General features: G+C 67.9%; 25 protein-coding genes. 23 read left to right on the forward strand and 2 right to left on the reverse strand.

Annotated features, from left to right (window positions below):
• Positions 1–16: 16 nt before the first annotated feature.
• Both I8N67_RS01655 and I8N67_RS01660 read right to left on the reverse strand, forming a co-directional pair.
• A complete protein-coding gene (locus I8N67_RS01655) occupies positions 17–2,932 on the reverse strand; it encodes a poly(A) polymerase (protein ID WP_200300727.1) in 2,916 nt (971 codons plus the stop codon).
• Between the two features lie 6 nt (positions 2,933–2,938).
• Entirely contained in the window at positions 2,939–4,609 is a 1,671-nt protein-coding gene (locus tag I8N67_RS01660; protein WP_200300728.1) for an RNA ligase family protein, read from the reverse strand.
• A 1,321-nt stretch (positions 4,610–5,930) separates the two neighbouring features.
• On the opposite strand from I8N67_RS01660, the gene rpsJ reads away from it, so the two are divergent.
• The 23 genes from rpsJ (at position 5,931) to I8N67_RS01775 (ending at position 17,928) form a co-directional block, all read left to right on the forward strand.
• Entirely contained in the window at positions 5,931–6,239 is a 309-nt protein-coding gene (rpsJ, locus tag I8N67_RS01665) for a 30S ribosomal protein S10 (RefSeq protein WP_003948644.1), read from the forward strand.
• Positions 6,240–6,256: 17 nt separating this feature from the next.
• Positions 6,257–6,901 (forward strand): 50S ribosomal protein L3, encoded by a 645-nt coding sequence (gene rplC, locus I8N67_RS01670; protein WP_200300729.1) that lies wholly within the window; start codon positions 6,257–6,259, stop codon positions 6,899–6,901.
• A gap of 7 nt (positions 6,902–6,908) precedes the next feature.
• Positions 6,909–7,568: a 50S ribosomal protein L4 gene (rplD, locus tag I8N67_RS01675; protein ID WP_200300730.1), complete on the forward strand. Its 660-nt coding sequence runs from the start codon at positions 6,909–6,911 to the stop codon at positions 7,566–7,568.
• Complete coding sequence (gene rplW / locus I8N67_RS01680) at positions 7,568–7,987, forward strand: 50S ribosomal protein L23 (protein ID WP_200300731.1); 420 nt, start codon at positions 7,568–7,570, stop codon at positions 7,985–7,987. The genes rplD and rplW overlap by 1 nt, the downstream gene beginning before the upstream one ends.
• A gap of 38 nt (positions 7,988–8,025) precedes the next feature.
• Positions 8,026–8,862, forward strand: coding sequence for a 50S ribosomal protein L2 (gene rplB / locus I8N67_RS01685; RefSeq protein ID WP_200300732.1), 837 nt, complete (start codon positions 8,026–8,028; stop codon positions 8,860–8,862).
• A gap of 12 nt (positions 8,863–8,874) precedes the next feature.
• Complete coding sequence (gene rpsS / locus I8N67_RS01690; RefSeq protein ID WP_190037505.1) at positions 8,875–9,156, forward strand: 30S ribosomal protein S19; 282 nt, start codon at positions 8,875–8,877, stop codon at positions 9,154–9,156.
• Positions 9,157–9,197: 41 nt separating this feature from the next.
• Positions 9,198–9,545 carry a 50S ribosomal protein L22 gene (gene rplV, locus I8N67_RS01695; protein WP_200300733.1) on the forward strand — a complete coding sequence of 116 codons (348 nt, stop codon included), beginning with the start codon at positions 9,198–9,200 and terminating at the stop codon, positions 9,543–9,545.
• Positions 9,545–10,384, forward strand: a complete 840-nt coding sequence (gene rpsC, locus I8N67_RS01700) for a 30S ribosomal protein S3 (RefSeq protein WP_200300734.1) — start codon at positions 9,545–9,547, stop codon at positions 10,382–10,384. The genes rplV and rpsC overlap by 1 nt, the downstream gene beginning before the upstream one ends.
• A gap of 5 nt (positions 10,385–10,389) precedes the next feature.
• On the forward strand, positions 10,390–10,809 hold the full coding sequence (gene rplP, locus I8N67_RS01705) for a 50S ribosomal protein L16 (protein WP_004927269.1): 420 nt from the start codon (positions 10,390–10,392) through the stop codon (positions 10,807–10,809).
• Complete coding sequence (gene rpmC / locus I8N67_RS01710) at positions 10,809–11,033, forward strand: 50S ribosomal protein L29 (RefSeq protein WP_003998824.1); 225 nt, start codon at positions 10,809–10,811, stop codon at positions 11,031–11,033. Before rplP ends, rpmC begins: the two co-directional genes overlap by 1 nt.
• Positions 11,033–11,320: a 30S ribosomal protein S17 gene (gene rpsQ, locus I8N67_RS01715; protein WP_200300735.1), complete on the forward strand. Its 288-nt coding sequence runs from the start codon at positions 11,033–11,035 to the stop codon at positions 11,318–11,320. Before rpmC ends, rpsQ begins: the two co-directional genes overlap by 1 nt.
• A gap of 99 nt (positions 11,321–11,419) precedes the next feature.
• Positions 11,420–11,788, forward strand: coding sequence for a 50S ribosomal protein L14 (gene rplN, locus I8N67_RS01720; protein ID WP_003992364.1), 369 nt, complete (start codon positions 11,420–11,422; stop codon positions 11,786–11,788).
• Between the two features lie 2 nt (positions 11,789–11,790).
• The gene (rplX, locus tag I8N67_RS01725) at positions 11,791–12,114 is read left to right on the forward strand and encodes a 50S ribosomal protein L24 (protein ID WP_006376030.1); all 324 of its coding nucleotides are present in this window, start codon (positions 11,791–11,793) and stop codon (positions 12,112–12,114) included.
• Complete coding sequence (gene rplE, locus I8N67_RS01730) at positions 12,114–12,671, forward strand: 50S ribosomal protein L5 (protein WP_005481216.1); 558 nt, start codon at positions 12,114–12,116, stop codon at positions 12,669–12,671. The genes rplX and rplE overlap by 1 nt, the downstream gene beginning before the upstream one ends.
• Before the next feature lie 5 nt (positions 12,672–12,676).
• Entirely contained in the window at positions 12,677–12,862 is a 186-nt protein-coding gene (locus I8N67_RS01735; protein WP_003948630.1) for a type Z 30S ribosomal protein S14, read from the forward strand.
• Positions 12,863–13,074: 212 nt separating this feature from the next.
• Positions 13,075–13,473, forward strand: a complete 399-nt coding sequence (gene rpsH, locus I8N67_RS01740) for a 30S ribosomal protein S8 (protein ID WP_057607912.1) — start codon at positions 13,075–13,077, stop codon at positions 13,471–13,473.
• 24 nt (positions 13,474–13,497) lie between these two features.
• Positions 13,498–14,037 (forward strand): 50S ribosomal protein L6, encoded by a 540-nt coding sequence (gene rplF, locus I8N67_RS01745; RefSeq protein ID WP_200300736.1) that lies wholly within the window; start codon positions 13,498–13,500, stop codon positions 14,035–14,037.
• 3 nt (positions 14,038–14,040) lie between these two features.
• Positions 14,041–14,424, forward strand: coding sequence for a 50S ribosomal protein L18 (gene rplR, locus I8N67_RS01750; RefSeq protein ID WP_200300737.1), 384 nt, complete (start codon positions 14,041–14,043; stop codon positions 14,422–14,424).
• Between the two features lie 39 nt (positions 14,425–14,463).
• Positions 14,464–15,069 carry a 30S ribosomal protein S5 gene (gene rpsE, locus I8N67_RS01755; protein WP_037694140.1) on the forward strand — a complete coding sequence of 202 codons (606 nt, stop codon included), beginning with the start codon at positions 14,464–14,466 and terminating at the stop codon, positions 15,067–15,069.
• Positions 15,069–15,251, forward strand: coding sequence for a 50S ribosomal protein L30 (gene rpmD, locus I8N67_RS01760; RefSeq protein ID WP_055553514.1), 183 nt, complete (start codon positions 15,069–15,071; stop codon positions 15,249–15,251). The genes rpsE and rpmD overlap by 1 nt, the downstream gene beginning before the upstream one ends.
• 2 nt (positions 15,252–15,253) lie before the next feature.
• The gene (gene rplO, locus I8N67_RS01765) at positions 15,254–15,709 is read left to right on the forward strand and encodes a 50S ribosomal protein L15 (protein ID WP_200300738.1); all 456 of its coding nucleotides are present in this window, start codon (positions 15,254–15,256) and stop codon (positions 15,707–15,709) included.
• 243 nt (positions 15,710–15,952) lie between these two features.
• On the forward strand, positions 15,953–17,266 hold the full coding sequence (gene secY / locus I8N67_RS01770) for a preprotein translocase subunit SecY (RefSeq protein ID WP_200300739.1): 1,314 nt from the start codon (positions 15,953–15,955) through the stop codon (positions 17,264–17,266).
• Complete coding sequence (locus I8N67_RS01775) at positions 17,266–17,928, forward strand: adenylate kinase (RefSeq protein WP_200300740.1); 663 nt, start codon at positions 17,266–17,268, stop codon at positions 17,926–17,928. Before secY ends, I8N67_RS01775 begins: the two co-directional genes overlap by 1 nt.
• Positions 17,929–17,968: the final 40 nt, after the last annotated feature.

The raw sequence follows: 17,968 nt of genomic DNA on the forward strand, positions 1-17,968 counted from the left end.
GTAGACCGAGCGGCGCTCAGTACAGGGTCGGGACCTCGCCCCCCTCCACCCATGTCAGCGTGACCTCCGCCAGACCGCGCAGCCGTCGTTCCGCTACGCCCTTCACGACGTCGGCGGTCGGTGGGGTCTGGCCCAGCCCGATGGCATAGCGGGTGGTGGGGGCCGTGGTGAAGGGGCGGGGCCAGGCGTGGCACTCGGGGGCCGCCTCCGCGAGGTCGGTCACCAGAGCCCGCATCCGGCCTCGTACCCGCCCCTCATCCGATCCCTCGCCCGCCGTCACGATCGCCCAGGCGGCGTGGCGGCGGTGGAGTGGAGGAGGGGCGAGGAGTTCGGCCCACGGGAGCGGGAGCGGAAGCGGAAGCGTGCTCGCCTCCGTCAACTCCCAAGCGTGGAACAGCTCTTGGGTGATGAGGTCGCGCATGCCCTCCGTGACCTGGTCCGTGCAGGGGCGCACCGGAGCCGAGGGCGTCGTGATGGTGAGGGGGAGGGGCGACAGGCCGGGCGCGCCCACCGGCTCGTGCCAGTCCCACGCCGCCCACGTCGCGAAGAAGTGCCGCAGCAGCTCGTCCGGCGGCAGGTCGCCCGCCTCGCTCGCGGTGCGGGCCGCCAGGACGGACCAGGCCAGGCCCGGCAGGCCGCCGAACGGTGCCGAGTCCAGACCCCGGGCCCTCGCCCACGCCTTGACCTGCCTGGCCAGCCGGGTGAAGGCCGGCCCGTGGGCACCCGCCGACGCGACCACCGCGTCCGCGTCGCTCACCGCGCTCAGCGCGATCGCCGCCGCCTCCCCCAGCTCGGCCCGCCGGTCCACCGCCTCGTCCGGAGCCATCGAACCGGTGGCCACGACGACCAGGTCCACATCCAAGCCCATCGCCAAGCCCGTCTCTGAGCCCATCTCCGGGCCCACCACATCCGGCCCGCCGAGCCGCAGCCGCAGGCCCGGCACACGTGCCCCGACCACCTCGCGTACGTCCGTCGCCTCGGGGAGGGCCGTACTCAACTGCGCCTGAACTGCGGCCAGTTCGACCGTGCCGGGCAGCACTGCCACCAGATCCAGGTCCGCACCGGGCAGCGCACACCCCATGCGCCGGGAGCCGACGACGTGTACGACGCCGTCGGGCAACGCGTCCGCGATACGGCGGGTGATCCGGTCGGCCACACCGACGGCCACACCGACGACCTCCTTGTCGGACTTGCGTTCGGACTTGCGTTCGGGCGGGGCCGTCTCCTCCCTCCAGCGCACCTCTCCCGTCCCCAGGCTCACCGTCGCCCGCACCCGCATCGGCTCGTCCCCGCGCCGCGACAGCAGCGCCAGCTCGCCGACCCTGGCCGGGATGGGGGCGAGCCGGGCCGCGCAGGCGGCGGCCAGGGCGTTCGGGTCGGTGGTGCGGCCCAGGCTGAGGTGCGGGGTGAAGCCCGCGTGGCGGCCACGGCAGTGCGGGAAGTGGCGTACGAGTGTGCGATGCAGCTCGGCCCATGGCCTCTCGCCGCCCGCCGCCGGGTCCAGCCACACCGTGGCGTCGTCCCGGTGCCCGAACCAGTGCACGCCTTCCAGCCGGGCGTCGAACGGAGCCGTCGCGGTGGTCGCAGCCAGCACCGACGCCGCCTGCTCGAAAACGTGTTCCGGTACGAAGCCGAAGAGCAGGTTCACATGGGGAGGCCAGCGGTGGATCTGCGGGTCGTGCTCCCGGCGGATGTCCTGCAACGGCGCCCAGAGCTCCTCGGGAGGCAGCCACGCGAGTGCCGTACGGGGTGTCGGGCGGGCGTCGAGACGGTCGAGTACGGAATCGTCCTGCCCGTCCGCCGCCCCCGGTACCACCTCCACCCGCACCCCGTAGTGGTCCGAGATGTACAGTCCCTCCGCCGTGGGCGTGTCCCCGTACAGCTCGGCCCGCCGTACCCGCAGGCCCTCCCCGCGCAACAGCACCCGGTCCAGCCGCGACACCCGGCCCGTCAGGGACGAGATCGCGGCCAGCGGGTTGACGCCCGGATCGAAGGTCGGGGTCGCGTCGTCAGGGCCGTACGTCTCGCTCCACGCGTCCCGCATGCCGAGCGTCAGTTGTGGTGTGTCGCCGCCGTCGTTGAAGTCGCCCAGCAGGAGCAGATCGGCGTCCAGGCCCGCCAACCCCTCGGCGACACGGGCCAGTTCGGCGGCGCGGCGACCGGCCCCGTTCTCGGAGTGGTCGCTGCTCAGATGCGTCGCCGCGACCACGAGAGGCCGCCCCACACCGGCCCCCTGCGCCTCCACGACCAACGCCGTCACCGCCTTGTGCGGCCCCAGCGCGTGCAACGCCGCCTCACGGACCGGCAGCCGGCTCAGGAGCAGCAGACCGTACGCGTCCACGTCCCGCCCCCGGGGGTCCGTCCCCAGAGTCCAGCCCTCTGACCGCACCCAGGGTTCGCGCAGGAGCATGGTCACCAGCTCCGCCTCGACCTCCTGCAACGCGATCACGTCCACCTCGGCGTCGCGCAGGGCCCGCAGCAGCAGCGGCCGGCGCCGGGCACTGTCGACGCGGTCGGCGTCGTACCGGTCCCAGAGGGTGTTCCAGGTCAGCACCCGCACTCCGCCGGAGCCGGCCCCGGTCCCGGTCGCGTCCCCGCGCGATGAACGAGCCGCGGGCACCCACTCCTCCCCGTCCCACGCGTACGGCGTACGGGCCGTGAAGAACGGCGCCCGGATCAGCCGGGCCTCCCGCACCCGCCCCGCCCGCGTCGCGTCGATCCGGTCCACCCCCGTGGCCCGGTCCCACACCACCTCGCCGTCCGCCTCGAAGAACAGCACCCGGTGCCACGGGATCTCGCCGCCGGGCACGAACGCGGGCAGCGGGACCCGCTTGGGCGCGGCGCCTCGCTGGAGGACGCCGAGCACGAAGCGGGCCGGGTCGAAGCGCGCGTCCCAGCGCACCCGGTGGTAGATCTCCTCGCTCGTCCGCACGGCTCCTCAGACCTCTTCCTCTATGGTCCCGCTCGCCCCGATGTACCAGGTGCGATGCGCGTCGCCCGGATACGGCGGGGCGAAGCGGCGCAGCTGGGCGGTGAGTACCTCGGGCGGTACCGGGTGCTCGCGGCGGGCGTTGCGTCGTATCAACTCGTCCTCGTCGACCAGGATCACGGCGTGGGTGATCAGGGCGTTACGGCGCTGGGCGACCGTGTGGACCAGCGAGCGCTGCCGGTGGCTGAGCGAGGTGGCGTCCCACACCACCGTCCCCCCGGCGGCCAGCGCCCCGTCCAGCCGGTCGAGCCCCGCACGCAGGACGTCCGTGTTGGCCCGCTGATCGGCACGCGCGCCATGCGCCTCGCGCAGCTCGTCCAATGACACGTACGCGTCAACGCTCGTGAGCCCCCGCCCGAACGTGCTCTTGCCACTCCCCGCCGGACCGGCCGAAAGGATCAACTTCGGGAAGGCACCCGACCGCCAGCGCCAGGTCGCGGCGACGGCCTCGTCCGCACCCCCGATCCGCCCCCGCGCATACGCCTCCCGCGCCTCGGCCCGGCACCGGACGGCCGCGTCGGCCGGCAGCCCGGCGAACGCCTCCCGCAGGGCACCCTCGTCCAGGCCGCCCACCTCCTCGGCATACAACGCCGACCACTCCACCTGCTCACGCGCCTCCACCGTCCCCGCCGTGGCCCGGGCGACCGCGTGCAGCAGACCGAGATCGGCGGCGAGGGACAGCCGCGCCAGACCGCTACGGCGATCCTCGTCCGGATACGGCCGGTGCAGCGCCGGATGCAGCCCCACGAGGTCGGCGACCCGACGCGCGAGCGGCATGCCGAGCACCCCGGCGAGCCGTGCCGCGACCCGCGCCCGCCGGCCTCCGGCTCCGTCGTGCAACAGCGCGGCCAGTACGCCGACGAGCCGGTCGTCCCCGGTCCGCCCCGCCGCGTCGAACCGGGCGACGGCCTCCGGGTCGCCCTCGCCGGACAGCCCGACGGCCTCCGCCAGCGCCGTGGCGTCCACGGTCGCGCCCGAGCGCAGCGCCCACAGCGCTGACTCAGCCCCCAGCCCGTTCTCCACGACAGCCGCGTGCATCCAGTGCTTATCCGTCCGCACATGCCCGGCCCGCACCCACTTGGCCACCCGCGCCCCGAACTCCTCCGCGCCGAACCCCTCCACGACCCGGACGACATACCCCTCCTGCCGCCCGAGATCCAGCCGCAGCGCGCGCAGCACCCGCTCGTCGAACACACCCCGCCACAGGACCCGCGGCACAGGCACCCCGAGCCCCCGCAGAAAGTCCACCGTCCGGTCCCACTCCAGACAGCGCCCGTCCCCGTCCCACACCGAGAACCCGTAGAACCAGCTCTCCAGGTCGTCATACGCGATCGAGTGCCGCGCGAACACGTTCTCCCCACACACCCGCCAGCCCTCGGGTATGCCGTACCCGATCCGAGCCTGGAGCGCCTTGACCCACGTCCGGGACGGATGATGGGCCGAGTCGAGCGACCGCGCGTGCAGGCCGTCGGCGTACAGCGTCGTGTTCTCCCCGTCGAGCTTCTCCGTCACCACGACCTCGCGGCCGCGCATCCCGGCCAGATCGGTGACCCGGACATCATCGGCGGTCGCGCCGGGGGACCAGGGCAGATGCCTGGTCCGCGGATAGTGCGTACGCATGATGAACGTTCCCCCGTGCCAGCCGATGTGCCTGATCAGCGTAGGAGCGGGGGTGAGGGCGGGCCAACGGATTACGTGCGGCTCAGTCCGGCCGGATCGCCACGGCCGCCGCTGGTTCGTGGTCGCGCCGCTCACTGAGGCGGTGCCACTGGGACGTCAAGACGCGTCCGTGGAAGGCCGGCGGCGGCCCCGAGGCCGAGGAGTACTGGACGCGGCCGCAAACCGTCCAGGTCAAGCGCGCGGCGAAGGCCACGGTCAAGCCGCGCCGGATCTGGTCACGAAGGGCAAGAAGGCCACCGCCGGCAGCACGCCTCAAGACCACCCGCCGAACCGCCCCCTGCCATGTGGGCCACCAGAGGAGGTCCCTCAACTCTTGGCCTCCCCATGCTGGAGGACCGCCGGGGCATAGGCGACACGGGGTCCAGGAGCCGCCCGGCACGGCGGGTGATCCGGGCCAGGAGCGTGCCATTGGCCGCGTAGACGTCGTACATGTCGTCGGCCTCCGGAACAGCCCGGTTGATGGAGCACCATGGGCTGCCACTCGATCCGTCATGGATTCGGAAGGATGAGAGTGCCTCGCGAACCCCCGGTCGCCCGGACCGTGGTGCGAAGACCCGGGCCGGCGGGGCGGCTGCCGGGCCGCGCGCGGTCGACAGCCGGATCGTTCGCGGATCGCATGCCGTCCGCGCAGTCGGCCAGGTCGACGACGAGCCGGGCCAGTGCCTCGAACCCGACCTTGAGTAGCCGGTCATGCCTGTCGTGCTCCCCCGAAGAATTTCGTCGGCTGACGATCTTCATACGACACATTCCGGCGCAGTACGGCGACTCTGCCTGCCGGCGCAGGTGGGTACGAAACCTCCCCGGACGCTCCACGCGTCGGCCCAGCTGCCTGTGGGAAGCCCTCCGGGTTTGACCTGCGTCACTCTCGGGGTAATCTCTCCGGCTCGATTGGCGGAGCCGCTGCCCCGTATGGCAGACTAGCGGGGTTGCTCGGTCGAGTGTTGATGCTGCGCGCCTCCCGCCGGGAGGACCGGAAGCGAGTCCCACGGTACTCGTCGCCCTAACTGCCTCACGGCAGCGCTGGGGCGGACGTACGGGAATCTTTCGGGAAGTGTCAGTGCGGCGCCGGCCAGGCACCCGGTGGGCTTCCGCCCCCGGCCTGCGGTTCCGGAAGGGCCGCGTTTCCCGGACTGGGGATGCTCGAACAAGGGGCATCTATGTCGGCGGGGGCGCGACACACCCGACCGCGTGGGTCGGAGGAGCGGGTCAGGGAACACCGGGTTCCAGAGCGTTAAACCAGACAAAGGACTACTGAGTAGCCATGGCGGGACAGAAGATCCGCATCCGGCTCAAGGCCTACGACCACGAGGTCATCGATTCCTCGGCGAAGAAGATCGTCGAGACGGTGACGCGCACTGGTGCGTCGGTCGCGGGCCCGGTGCCGCTGCCCACTGAGAAGAACGTGTACTGCGTCATCAAGTCGCCGCACAAGTACAAGGACTCGCGCGAGCACTTCGAGATGCGCACGCACAAGCGCCTGATCGACATCCTCGACCCGACGCCCAAGACCGTTGACTCTCTGATGCGACTCGACCTCCCGGCCGGTGTCGACATCGAGATCAAGCTCTGAAGGCCGGTGATCTGAGAATGGCTAAGCAGATCAAGGGCATCCTGGGCGAGAAGCTCGGCATGACGCAGGTGTGGGACGAGAACAACCGTGTTGTTCCGGTCACCGTCGTCAAGGCCAGCCCGAACGTCGTCACCCAGGTCCGTACGAACGACGCCGACGGCTACGAGGCGGTCCAGATCGCCTTTGGCGAGATCGACCCTCGCAAGGTGAACAAGCCCCTCAAGGGTCACTTCGCCAAGGCCGACGTCACTCCCCGCCGCCACCTCGTCGAGATCCGCACCGCGGACGCCTCCGAGTACACGCTGGGTCAGGAGATCTCCGCCGAGGTCTTCGAGGCCGGCGTCAAGGTGGACGTGACCGGCAAGAGCAAGGGCAAGGGCTTCGCCGGTGTCATGAAGCGTCACAACTTCAAGGGCCTCGGCGCCGGTCACGGCACCCAGCGCAAGCACCGCTCCCCCGGTTCCATCGGTGGCTGCGCCACCCCGGGCCGTGTGTTCAAGGGCCTCCGCATGGCGGGTCGCATGGGCAACGAGCGGGTCACCACCCAGAACCTGACCGTCCACGCCGTTGACGCGGAGAAGGGTCTGCTGCTCATCAAGGGCGCGGTTCCCGGTCCGAACGGCGGCCTCGTCCTGGTCCGCACCGCGGCCAAGGGGGCCTGAGGTACCGATGAGCACTGTTGACATCCTTTCGCCTGCCGGCGAGAAGACCGGAAGCGTCGAACTCCCCGCGGAGATCTTCGGCGTGGAGAAGATCAGCATCCCGCTGATCCACCAGGTCGTCGTCGCGCAGAACGCGGCTGCCCGTCAGGGCACGCACAAGACCAAGCGCCGCGGTGAAGTCCGTGGTGGCGGCAGGAAGCCGTACCGCCAGAAGGGCACCGGCCGCGCCCGCCAGGGCTCGACCCGTGCGCCGCAGTTCGCCGGCGGTGGCGTCGTCCACGGCCCGCAGCCGCGTGACTACTCGCAGCGGACCCCGAAGAAGATGAAGGCCGCGGCCCTGCGCCACGCCCTCACCGACCGGGCCCGCCACAACCGCATCCACGTCGTCACCGGCGTGATCGAGGGCGAGACCCCGTCCACCAAGGCCGCCAAGTCGCTGTTCGGCAAGATCTCGGAGCGCAAGAACCTGCTCCTGGTCGTCGACCGCGCCGACGAGGCCGCGTGGCTCTCCGCCCGCAACCTGCCCCAGGTCCACATCCTGGAGCCGGGCCAGCTGAACACGTACGACGTGATCGTCTCGGACGATGTGGTCTTCACCCAGGCCGCCCTTGAGTCCTTCGTGTCCGGCCCGAACACGGCCACCGACACCGAAGGGAGCGAGGCCTGATGGCTACGCGTCACCCGAGCATCGCCTCCAAGGCGGCCAAGGCCGCCAAGGCCGCGCGCGTCGCCAAGGCGAAGCGCCACGCCACCGAGGGCAAGAACACCGTCGTCACCGCGCCCAGCAAGTCGTTCACGGACCACCGTGACGTCCTGCTGAAGCCGGTCGTGTCGGAGAAGAGCTACGCGCTGCTCGACGAGGGCAAGTACACCTTCATCGTCGCGCCGGGCTCCAACAAGACCCAGATCAAGCAGGCCGTCCAGGCGGTCTTCTCGGTCAAGGTCACCGGGGTCAACACGATCAACCGCCAGGGCAAGCGCAAGCGGACGAAGACGGGCTTCGGTAAGCGTGCCGACAGCAAGCGCGCGATCGTGACCCTTGCCGAAGGCGACCGTATCGACATCTTCGGCGGTCCGACCGCGTAAGCGGGTCGGATCGTCCGATATCGGACGAGGACTGAGAAATGGGAATCCGCAAGTACAAGCCGACTACGCCGGGCCGTCGTGGTTCCAGCGTCGCCGACTTCGTCGAGATCACGCGGTCCACGCCGGAGAAGTCGCTGGTTCGCCCCCTGCACAGCAAGGGCGGCCGTAACAATTCCGGTCGTGTGACCGTCCGTCACCAGGGTGGTGGCCACAAGCGCGCCTACCGCGTGATCGACTTCCGTCGTCACGACAAGGACGGCGTGCCGGCGAAGGTCGCGCACATCGAGTACGACCCCAACCGCACCGCGCGCATCGCGCTGCTGCACTACGCCGACGGCGAGAAGCGCTACATCCTCGCCCCGCGCAACCTGCAGCAGGGTGACCGCGTCGAGAACGGTCCCGGGGCCGACATCAAGCCGGGCAACAACCTGGCCCTCCGCAACATCCCGGTCGGTACCACGATCCACGCGATCGAGCTCCGTCCCGGTGGCGGTGCCAAGTTCGCCCGCTCCGCCGGTGCCTCCGTGCAGCTGCTCGCGAAGGAGGGCTCGATGGCCCACCTCCGCATGCCGTCCGGTGAGATCCGCCTGGTCGACGTGCGCTGCCGCGCCACCGTCGGCGAGGTCGGCAACGCCGAGCAGAGCAACATCAACTGGGGCAAGGCCGGCCGTAAGCGCTGGCTGGGCGTCCGCCCGACCGTCCGCGGTGTGGCGATGAACCCGGTTGACCACCCCCACGGTGGTGGTGAGGGCAAGACCTCCGGTGGTCGCCACCCGGTCAGCCCCTGGGGTCAGAAGGAGGGTCGTACTCGTTCGCCGAAGAAGGCTTCGAACAAGTACATCGTCCGCCGCCGCAAGACGAACAAGAAGCGCTAGGAGCGGGTTTAGATGCCGCGCAGTCTCAAGAAGGGGCCCTTCGTCGACGGACACCTCATCAAGAAGGTGGACGTACAGAACGAAGCCGGTACCAAGAACGTCATCAAGACCTGGTCCCGTCGCTCGATGATCATCCCGGCCATGCTCGGTCACACGATCGCGGTGCACAACGGCAAGATCCACATCCCGGTGTTTGTCACCGAGTCGATGGTCGGCCACAAGCTCGGCGAGTTCTCGCCGACGCGCACCTTCCGGGGTCACGTCAAGGACGACCGGAAGTCGAAGCGCCGCTAACGCGGGGTGGAATGACCATGACAGACACTGGAAGGACAACCATGGAAGCCAGGGCCCAGGCGCGGTACATCCGCGTCACGCCCATGAAGGCCCGCCGCGTGGTGGACCTCATCCGTGGCATGGACGCCACGGAGGCTCAGGCCGTCCTGCGTTTCGCCCCGCAGGCCGCGAGCGTGCCGGTTGGCAAGGTGCTTGACAGCGCCATCGCCAATGCCGCGCACAACTACGAGCACACCGACGCCTCTTCGCTGGTCATCAGCGAGGCGTACGTCGACGAGGGCCCGACCCTGAAGCGGTTCCGTCCGCGCGCCCAGGGCCGTGCCTACCGGATCCGCAAGCGGACCAGCCACATCACCGTGGTCGTCAGCAGCAAGGAAGGAACCCGGTAATGGGCCAGAAGGTTAACCCGCATGGGTTCCGGCTCGGCATCACCACGGACTTCAAGTCCCGGTGGTACGCCGACAAGCTGTACAAGGACTACGTCAAGGAAGACGTCGCCATCCGTCGGATGATGACGTCCGGCATGGAGCGCGCCGGCATCTCGAAGGTTGAGATCGAGCGCACCCGTGACCGCGTGCGGGTGGACATCCACACCGCTCGTCCGGGCATCGTCATCGGCCGCCGTGGCGCCGAGGCCGACCGCATCCGCGGTGACCTCGAGAAGCTCACGGGCAAGCAGGTCCAGCTGAACATCCTCGAGGTCAAGAGCCCCGAGACGGACGCTCAGCTGGTTGCTCAGGCCGTTGCCGAGCAGCTCTCCTCCCGCGTCTCCTTCCGTCGCGCCATGCGTAAGAGCATGCAGGGCACGATGAAGGCCGGCGCCAAGGGCATCAAGATCCAGTGCGGTGGCCGCCTCGGCGGCGCCGAGATGTCCCGCTCGGAGTTCTACCGCGAGGGCCGCGTGCCCCTGCACACGCTCCGCGCGAACGTGGACTACGGCTTCTTCGAGGCCAAGACGACCTTCGGCCGCATCGGTGTGAAGGTCTGGATCTACAAGGGCGACGTCAAGAACATCGCCGAGGTCCGCGCCGAGAACGCCGCTGCCCGCGCCGGCAACCGCCCGGCCCGTGGTGGTGGCGGTGGCGCCGACCGCCCGGCCCGTGGTGGCCGTGGTGGCGAGCGCGGCGGTCGCGGTCGCAAGCCGCAGCAGGCTCCCGCCGCCGAGGCCCCCAAGGCCGAGGCTCCGGCGGCTGCCGCTCCGGCTGAGAGCACCGGAACGGAGGCCTGACCGAAATGCTGATCCCCCGACGGGTCAAGCACCGCAAGCAGCACCACCCCAAGCGCCGCGGTCAGGCCAAGGGTGGTACGACGGTCGCGTTCGGCGAGTACGGCATTCAGGCCCTCACGCCGGCGTACGTGACCAACCGCCAGATCGAGGCGGCCCGTATCGCCATGACCCGCCACATCAAGCGTGGCGGCAAGGTCTGGATCAACATCTACCCGGACCGCCCGCTCACGAAGAAGCCTGCCGAGACCCGCATGGGTTCCGGTAAGGGTTCGCCGGAGTGGTGGATCGCGAACGTGCACCCGGGCCGGGTCATGTTCGAGCTGTCCTACCCCAACGAGAAGATCGCCCGTGAGGCCCTGACTCGCGCCGCTCACAAGCTGCCGATGAAGTGCCGGATCGTCAAGCGCGAGGCAGGTGAAGCGTGATGTCGGCCGGTACCAAGGCGTCCGAGCTGCGCGAACTGGGTGACGAGGAGCTTCTGGCGAAGCTCCGCGAAGCCAAGGAAGAGCTGTTCAACCTCCGCTTCCAGGCGGCGACGGGTCAGCTCGAGAACCACGGTCGGCTCAAGGCCGTCCGTAAGGACATCGCGCGGATCTACACCCTGATGCGTGAGCGCGAGCTGGGCATCGAGACGGTGGAGAGCGCCTGATGAGTGAGAACAACGTGACTGAGACCAACACTGAGGCGCGCGGCTTCCGCAAGACCCGTGAGGGCATCGTCGTCAGCGACAAGATGGACAAGACCGTCGTCGTCGCTGTCGAGGACCGCAAGAAGCACGCCCTGTACGGCAAGGTCATCCGCAGCACGAGCAAGCTCAAGGCGCACGACGAGCAGAACGCCGCCGGCACCGGCGACCGTGTCCTCCTCATGGAGACCCGGCCGCTGTCCGCGACGAAGCACTGGCGCGTCGTCGAGATCCTCGAGAAGGCCAAGTAATTCCTGCGGGCATCCCCGCAGGACAGTTCCGCCAGGCTCGGCAGGGGTCCTCGTCACTGAGGCCCCTGCCGGGAACCGGCAGACAAACAGGAGATAGACGTGATCCAGCAGGAGTCGCGACTGCGTGTCGCCGACAACACTGGTGCGAAGGAAATCCTTTGCATCCGTGTGCTCGGTGGCTCCGGTCGCCGCTACGCGGGCATCGGTGACGTCATCGTCGCCACCGTCAAGGACGCGATCCCCGGCGGCAACGTGAAGAAGGGTGACGTCATCAAGGCGGTCATCGTTCGCACCGTCAAGGAGCGCCGTCGTCCGGACGGCTCGTACATCCGCTTCGACGAGAACGCCGCTGTCATTCTGAAGAACGACGGCGACCCTCGTGGCACCCGTATCTTCGGCCCGGTCGGCCGGGAGCTGCGCGAGAAGAAGTTCATGAAGATCATCTCGCTCGCGCCGGAGGTGCTGTAAGCATGAAGATCAAGAAGGGCGACCTGGTTCAGGTCATCACCGGTAAGGACAAGGGCAAGCAGGGCAAGGTCATCGCGGCCTTCCCCCGTGAGGACCGCGTCCTGGTCGAGGGTGTCAACCGGGTCAAGAAGCACACCAAGGCCGGCCCGACCGCCAAGGGTTCGCAGGCCGGTGGCATCGTCACGACCGAGGCGCCTGTCCACGTCTCCAACGTCCAGCTGGTCGTTGAGAAGGACGGCAACAAGGTCGTCACGCGTGTCGGTTACCGCTTCGACGACGAGGGCAACAAGATCCGCGTTGCCAAGCGGACGGGTGAGGACATCTGATGGCTACCACCACGACTCCGCGTCTCAAGACGAAGTACCGCGAGGAGATCGCGGGCAAGCTGCAGGAAGAGTTCTCCTACGAGAACGTCATGCAGACCCCGGGCCTCGTCAAGATCGTGGTCAACATGGGTGTGGGCGACGCCGCCCGCGACTCCAAGCTGATCGAGGGCGCCATCCGCGACCTCACCACGATCACCGGTCAGAAGCCGGCCGTCACCAAGGCCCGTAAGTCCATCGCGCAGTTCAAGCTGCGTGAGGGCCAGCCGATCGGTGCCCACGTCACGCTTCGTGGCGACCGCATGTGGGAGTTCCTGGACCGCACCCTGTCGCTCGCGCTGCCGCGCATCCGCGACTTCCGTGGTCTGTCCCCCAAGCAGTTCGACGGCCGTGGCAACTACACCTTCGGTCTCACCGAGCAGGTCATGTTCCACGAGATCGACCAGGACAAGATCGACCGCACCCGGGGTATGGACATCACCGTGGTGACCACGGCGACCAACGACGCTGAGGGCCGCGCGCTCCTTCGTCACCTCGGCTTCCCCTTCAAGGAGGCGTGAGCGAGATGGCGAAGAAGGCTCTGATTGCCAAGGCTGCTCGTAAGCCCAAGTTCGGAGTACGTGGCTACACGCGCTGCCAGCGCTGCGGCCGTCCGCACTCCGTGTACCGCAAGTTCGGCCTGTGCCGCGTGTGCCTCCGTGAGATGGCTCACCGTGGCGAGCTGCCGGGCGTGACCAAGAGCTCCTGGTAATCCCCCTAATAAGGGATTTCCGGAGCTCTCGGTAAGCACTGGGCGTGTCAGGCGCCCACCCTTCCATGGCTTAGGCTTGGAGGGTTGGGCGCCTGTTGCCGCCCGTACGACTTACTACGCCGTAGGTCCACCGCACCGCACCCGCCTCGTCTCGGATCGAGGAGAGGGATGGGCACCTGGAAACCCCGGCGAGAGAGGCCGAAGGCCAATTTATGACCATGACTGATCCGATCGCAGACATGCTTACGCGTCTGCGAAACGCGAACTCGGCATACCACGACTCCGTGACGATGCCGGCATCGAAGATCAAGTCTCACATCGCGGAGATCCTCCAGCAGGAGGGCTTCATCACGGGCTGGAAGGTCGAGGACGCCGAGGTCGGCAAGAGCCTCGTCCTCGAGCTGAAGTTCGGCCCGAACCGTGAGCGCTCCATCGCGGGCATCAAGCGGATCTCCAAGCCCGGTCTCCGGGTTTACGCGAAGTCCACCTCCCTGCCCAAGGTGCTGGGCGGCCTCGGCGTGGCGATCATCTCCACGTCGCACGGTCTCCTCACCGACAAGCAGGCCGGCAAGAAGGGCGTAGGCGGAGAAGTTCTCGCCTACGTCTGGTAGCGGAAGGGAACGGAGGAAACAGCTATGTCGCGCATTGGCAAGCTCCCCATCACGGTTCCCGCCGGCGTGGATGTCACCATCGACGGCCAGACGGTTGCGGTCAAGGGCCCCAAGGGCTCCCTGTCCCACACCGTCGTGGCGCCGATCGAGATCGCCAAGGGTGAGGACGGCGTTCTGAACGTCACCCGCCCCAACGACGAGCGTCAGAGCAAGGCCCTGCACGGCCTGTCCCGCACGCTGGTGGCGAACATGATCACCGGCGTGACCCAGGGTTACGTGAAGAAGCTCGAAATCAGTGGTGTCGGTTACCGCGTGACCGCCAAGGGATCGAACCTTGAGTTCGCGCTCGGCTACAGCCACCCGATCACCGTCGAGGCCCCCGAAGGAATCTCCTTCAAGGTCGAGAACCCCACCCGGTTCTCGGTCGAGGGCATCGACAAGCAGAAGGTCGGCGAGGTTGCGGCCAATATCCGCAAGCTGCGCAAGCCTGACCCGTACAAGGCCAAGGGCGTCAAGTACGAGGGCGAAGTCATCCGCCGCAAGGTCGGAAAGGCGGGTAAGTAAGCCATGGCATACGGTACGAAGATCGCTAAGGGCGACGCTTACAAGCGTGCTGCCATCAAGCGGCGCCACATCCGGATCCGTAAGAACGTCAACGGTACGGCTGAGCGTCCCCGCCTGGTCGTGACCCGCTCGAACCGCCACATCGTGGCCCAGGTGATCGACGACATCAAGGGTCACACCCTTGCGTCGGCGTCCACCTTGGACACGTCCATCCGTGGCGGCGACGACGACAAGTCGGCTCAGGCCGGCAAGGTCGGCGCCCTGGTCGCCGAGCGTGCCAAGGCCGCCGGTGTCGAGGCCGTCGTATTCGACCGTGGTGGTAACCGGTACGCGGGTCGCATCGCGGCCCTGGCCGACGCCGCCCGCGAGGCCGGGCTCAAGTTCTGAGCTCGCTGCGTAGCTAGCGGAAAGAGAGAGGTAAATCCAATGGCTGGACCCCAGCGCCGCGGTGGCGGTGCCGGTGGCGGCGAGCGGCGGGACCGGAAGGGCCGTGACGGCGGCGCAGCTGCCGCCGAGAAGACCGCGTACGTTGAGCGCGTTGTCGCGATCAACCGCGTCGCCAAGGTAGTGAAGGGTGGTCGTCGCTTCAGCTTTACCGCGCTGGTCGTGGTAGGCGATGGTGACGGCACCGTGGGTGTCGGTTACGGCAAGGCCAAGGAGGTGCCGGCCGCCATCGCCAAGGGTGTTGAGGAGGCCAAGAAGCACTTCTTCAAGGTCCCCCGTATCCAGGGCACCATCCCGCACCCGATCACGGGCGAGAAGGCCGCGGGCGTCGTCCTGCTCAAGCCTGCTTCCCCCGGTACCGGCGTTATCGCCGGTGGCCCGGTGCGTGCGGTGCTCGAGTGCGCGGGCGTTCACGACATCCTGTCGAAGTCGCTCGGCTCGTCCAACGCGATCAACATCGTGCACGCGACCGTGGCGGCCCTCAAGGGTCTGCAGCGTCCCGAGGAGATCGCGGCTCGCCGTGGTCTGCCCCTCGAGGACGTCGCCCCCGCGGCTCTGCTCCGTGCGCGTGCCGGGGCGGGTGCGTAATGGCTCGCCTCAAGGTCACGCAGACGAAGTCGTACATCGGCAGCAAGCAGAACCACCGTGACACCCTGCGCTCCCTTGGTCTCAAGGGCATCAACACGCAGGTCGTCAAGGAGGACCGCCCCGAGTTCCGCGGAATGGTGCACACCGTCCGCCACCTCGTGACGGTCGAGGAGGTCGACTGATCATGGCGGAGAACAACCCGCTCAAGATCCACAACCTCCGTCCCGCCCCGGGCGCCAAGACCGCCAGGACCCGTGTGGGTCGTGGTGAGGCGTCGAAGGGTAAGACGGCTGGTCGTGGTACCAAGGGTACGAAGGCCCGTTACCAGGTTCCGGAGCGCTTCGAGGGTGGCCAGATGCCCCTCCACATGCGTCTCCCGAAGCTGAAGGGCTTCAAGAACCCCTTCAAGACGGAGTTCCAGGTCGTGAACCTGGACAAGCTCTCCGCCCTCTACCCCGAGGGTGGGGAGGTCACCGTTGCCGACCTGGTCGCCAAGGGTGCCGTCCGCAAGAACAGCCTCGTCAAGGTCCTCGGCCAGGGCGAGATCTCCGTGGCGCTGCAGGTGACGGTCGACGCCGTCTCCGGCTCCGCCAAGGAGAAGATCACCGCCGCCGGCGGTACCGTCACCGAGCTCGTCTGAACACACCAGGTGTCTCGATGACTTGAGCGATCCCGACCGGGGATACCCCACAAATGGGGTATCCCCGGTTGGTCGTTCCTAGGGGAGCGGTCTCGCCGGTAAGGTGACCAGCGCTGCCCGTTTTCACAGGGTGCTCCTACACCGGGCACTCGACACGACAGTTAAGCGTTACGTAAGTCGTCCTCATCAGAATCCCAAAACCGTCACCCTTGACGCAGTAGCGCGGGGGTCGCAGGAGGCACCGTGCTCACCGCGTTCGCCCGGGCGTTCAAGACGCCCGACCTGCGCAAGAAGCTGCTCTTCACGCTCGCCATCATCGTGATCTACCGGATCGGTACGCATGTCCCGATCCCGGGCGTCGACTACACCGCCGTGCAGTTCTGTATCGACCAGGCCCAGACCAACAAGGGTCTCTTCGGTCTCGTGAACATGTTCAGTGGTGGCGCGCTTCTGCAGATCACGATCTTCGCGCTCGGCATCATGCCGTACATCACGGCGAGCATCATTCTGCAGCTGCTGACCGTGGTGATCCCGCGTCTGGAAGCCCTGAAGAAGGAGGGGCAGGCCGGTACGGCGAAGATCACGCAGTACACGCGTTATCTGACGGTCGCTCTCGCCATCCTCCAGGGCACCGGCCTCGTCGCCACCGCCCGCAGTGGCTCGCTGTTCAGCGGCTGCCAGTTGGCCGGCCAGATCGTGCCCGACCGCTCGATCTACTCCACCATGGTCATGGTCATCACCATGACCGCCGGTACGGCCGTCGTCATGTGGCTCGGTGAGCTCATCACCGACCGAGGCATCGGCAACGGCATGTCGATCCTGATGTTCATCTCGATCGCCGCCACCTTCCCGTCCGCGCTGTGGGCCATCAAGGAGCAGGGCACTCTCGCGGACGGCTGGATCGAGTTCGGCACCGTCATGGCGGTCGGCCTGGTCATGGTCGCGCTCGTCGTCTTCGTCGAGCAGGCCCAGCGCCGTATCCCGGTCCAGTACGCGAAGCGCATGATCGGCCGCCGATCCTACGGCGGCACGTCGACGTACATCCCGCTGAAGGTCAACCAGGCGGGCATCATCCCTGTGATCTTTGCCTCGTCGCTGCTCTATATCCCGGCACTGGTCGTGCAGTTCTCCAACTCCACTGCGGGTTGGGCGAAATGGGTCACAGCCAACTTGGCCGACACGGCCGCGCCGGCGCATATCACGATCTACTTCTTCCTGATTGTCTTCTTCGCCTTCTTCTACGTGGCCATCTCGTTCAACCCCGAGGAAGTCGCGGACAACATGAAGAAGTATGGTGGCTTCATCCCGGGCATCCGGGCTGGCCGACCGACCGCTGAGTACCTGAGTTACGTACTCAACCGGATCACCTGGCCGGGTTCGCTGTACTTGGGTCTGATTGCTCTCGTCCCGACGATGGCGTTGGCTGGTTTCGGGGCAAACCAGAACTTCCCGTTCGGTGGTACCAGCATCCTGATCATCGTGGGTGTGGGGCTGGAGACCGTGAAGCAGATCGAGAGCCAGCTTCAGCAGCGCAATTACGAAGGGTTCCTCCGCTGATGCGTATCGTCCTCGTCGGGCCGCCGGGTGCCGGTAAGGGAACGCAGGCCGCGTTCCTGGCACAGAACCTGTCGATCCCGCACATTTCCACGGGCGACCTGTTCCGGGCCAACATCAGCAAGCAGACGGAGCTCGGCAAACTCGCGAAGTCCTACATGGACAAGGGCGATCTGGTGCCGGACGAGGTCACCATCGCCATGGCCAAGGACCGCATGGAGCAGCCGGACGCCGAACAGGGCTTTCTGCTCGACGGCTTCCCGCGCAATGTCTCGCAGGCCGAGGCGCTGGACGTGACGCTCCAGGACGAGTCCATGAACCTGGACGCCGTCCTGGACCTGGAGGTCCCCGAGGAAGAGGTCGTCAAGCGCATCGCCGGCCGCCGCATCTGCCGGAACGACTCCTCACACGTCTTCCACGTCACGTACAAGCAGCCGAAGCGGGATGGCGTCTGTGACGTCTGCGGCGGCGAGCTGTACCAGCGTGACGACGACTCCGAGGAGACCGTCCGCAAGCGCCTGGAGGTCTACCACACGCAGACCGAGCCGATCATCGACTACTACAAGGCCCAGGGCCTCGTGGTGACGATCTCGTCCCTCGGTCCGGTGGAAGAGGTCACCCAGCGCGCCATGGACGCGCTCAAGCGCGAGGACGACGACCAGTAGTCGTCAGCGGTACGACGGCCGCGGTGCCCGAGACGGGCAT

The sequence above is a fragment of the Streptomyces adelaidensis genome (assembly GCF_016598475.1).
Taxonomy (GTDB): domain Bacteria; phylum Actinomycetota; class Actinomycetes; order Streptomycetales; family Streptomycetaceae; genus Streptomyces; species Streptomyces adelaidensis.

Bases quoted from the DNA above. Each gene is read 5' to 3' on its own strand.
- I8N67_RS01660 (WP_200300728.1), bottom strand. From the start codon at position 4,609: ATGCGTACGCACTATCCGCGGACCAGGCATCTGCCCTGGTCCCCCGGC.
- rpsJ (WP_003948644.1), top strand. From the start codon at position 5,931: ATGGCGGGACAGAAGATCCGCATCCGGCTCAAGGCCTACGACCACGAG.
- rplC (WP_200300729.1), top strand. From the start codon at position 6,257: ATGGCTAAGCAGATCAAGGGCATCCTGGGCGAGAAGCTCGGCATGACG.
- rplD (WP_200300730.1), top strand. From the start codon at position 6,909: ATGAGCACTGTTGACATCCTTTCGCCTGCCGGCGAGAAGACCGGAAGC.
- rplW (WP_200300731.1), top strand. From the start codon at position 7,568: ATGGCTACGCGTCACCCGAGCATCGCCTCCAAGGCGGCCAAGGCCGCC.
- rplB (WP_200300732.1), top strand. From the start codon at position 8,026: ATGGGAATCCGCAAGTACAAGCCGACTACGCCGGGCCGTCGTGGTTCC.
- rpsS (WP_190037505.1), top strand. From the start codon at position 8,875: ATGCCGCGCAGTCTCAAGAAGGGGCCCTTCGTCGACGGACACCTCATC.
- rplV (WP_200300733.1), top strand. From the start codon at position 9,198: ATGGAAGCCAGGGCCCAGGCGCGGTACATCCGCGTCACGCCCATGAAG.
- rpsC (WP_200300734.1), top strand. From the start codon at position 9,545: ATGGGCCAGAAGGTTAACCCGCATGGGTTCCGGCTCGGCATCACCACG.
- rplP (WP_004927269.1), top strand. From the start codon at position 10,390: ATGCTGATCCCCCGACGGGTCAAGCACCGCAAGCAGCACCACCCCAAG.
- rpmC (WP_003998824.1), top strand. From the start codon at position 10,809: ATGTCGGCCGGTACCAAGGCGTCCGAGCTGCGCGAACTGGGTGACGAG.
- rpsQ (WP_200300735.1), top strand. From the start codon at position 11,033: ATGAGTGAGAACAACGTGACTGAGACCAACACTGAGGCGCGCGGCTTC.
- rplX (WP_006376030.1), top strand. From the start codon at position 11,791: ATGAAGATCAAGAAGGGCGACCTGGTTCAGGTCATCACCGGTAAGGAC.
- rplE (WP_005481216.1), top strand. From the start codon at position 12,114: ATGGCTACCACCACGACTCCGCGTCTCAAGACGAAGTACCGCGAGGAG.
- I8N67_RS01735 (WP_003948630.1), top strand. From the start codon at position 12,677: ATGGCGAAGAAGGCTCTGATTGCCAAGGCTGCTCGTAAGCCCAAGTTC.
- rpsH (WP_057607912.1), top strand. From the start codon at position 13,075: ATGACCATGACTGATCCGATCGCAGACATGCTTACGCGTCTGCGAAAC.
- rplF (WP_200300736.1), top strand. From the start codon at position 13,498: ATGTCGCGCATTGGCAAGCTCCCCATCACGGTTCCCGCCGGCGTGGAT.
- rplR (WP_200300737.1), top strand. From the start codon at position 14,041: ATGGCATACGGTACGAAGATCGCTAAGGGCGACGCTTACAAGCGTGCT.
- rpsE (WP_037694140.1), top strand. From the start codon at position 14,464: ATGGCTGGACCCCAGCGCCGCGGTGGCGGTGCCGGTGGCGGCGAGCGG.
- rpmD (WP_055553514.1), top strand. From the start codon at position 15,069: ATGGCTCGCCTCAAGGTCACGCAGACGAAGTCGTACATCGGCAGCAAG.
- rplO (WP_200300738.1), top strand. From the start codon at position 15,254: ATGGCGGAGAACAACCCGCTCAAGATCCACAACCTCCGTCCCGCCCCG.
- I8N67_RS01775 (WP_200300740.1), top strand. From the start codon at position 17,266: ATGCGTATCGTCCTCGTCGGGCCGCCGGGTGCCGGTAAGGGAACGCAG.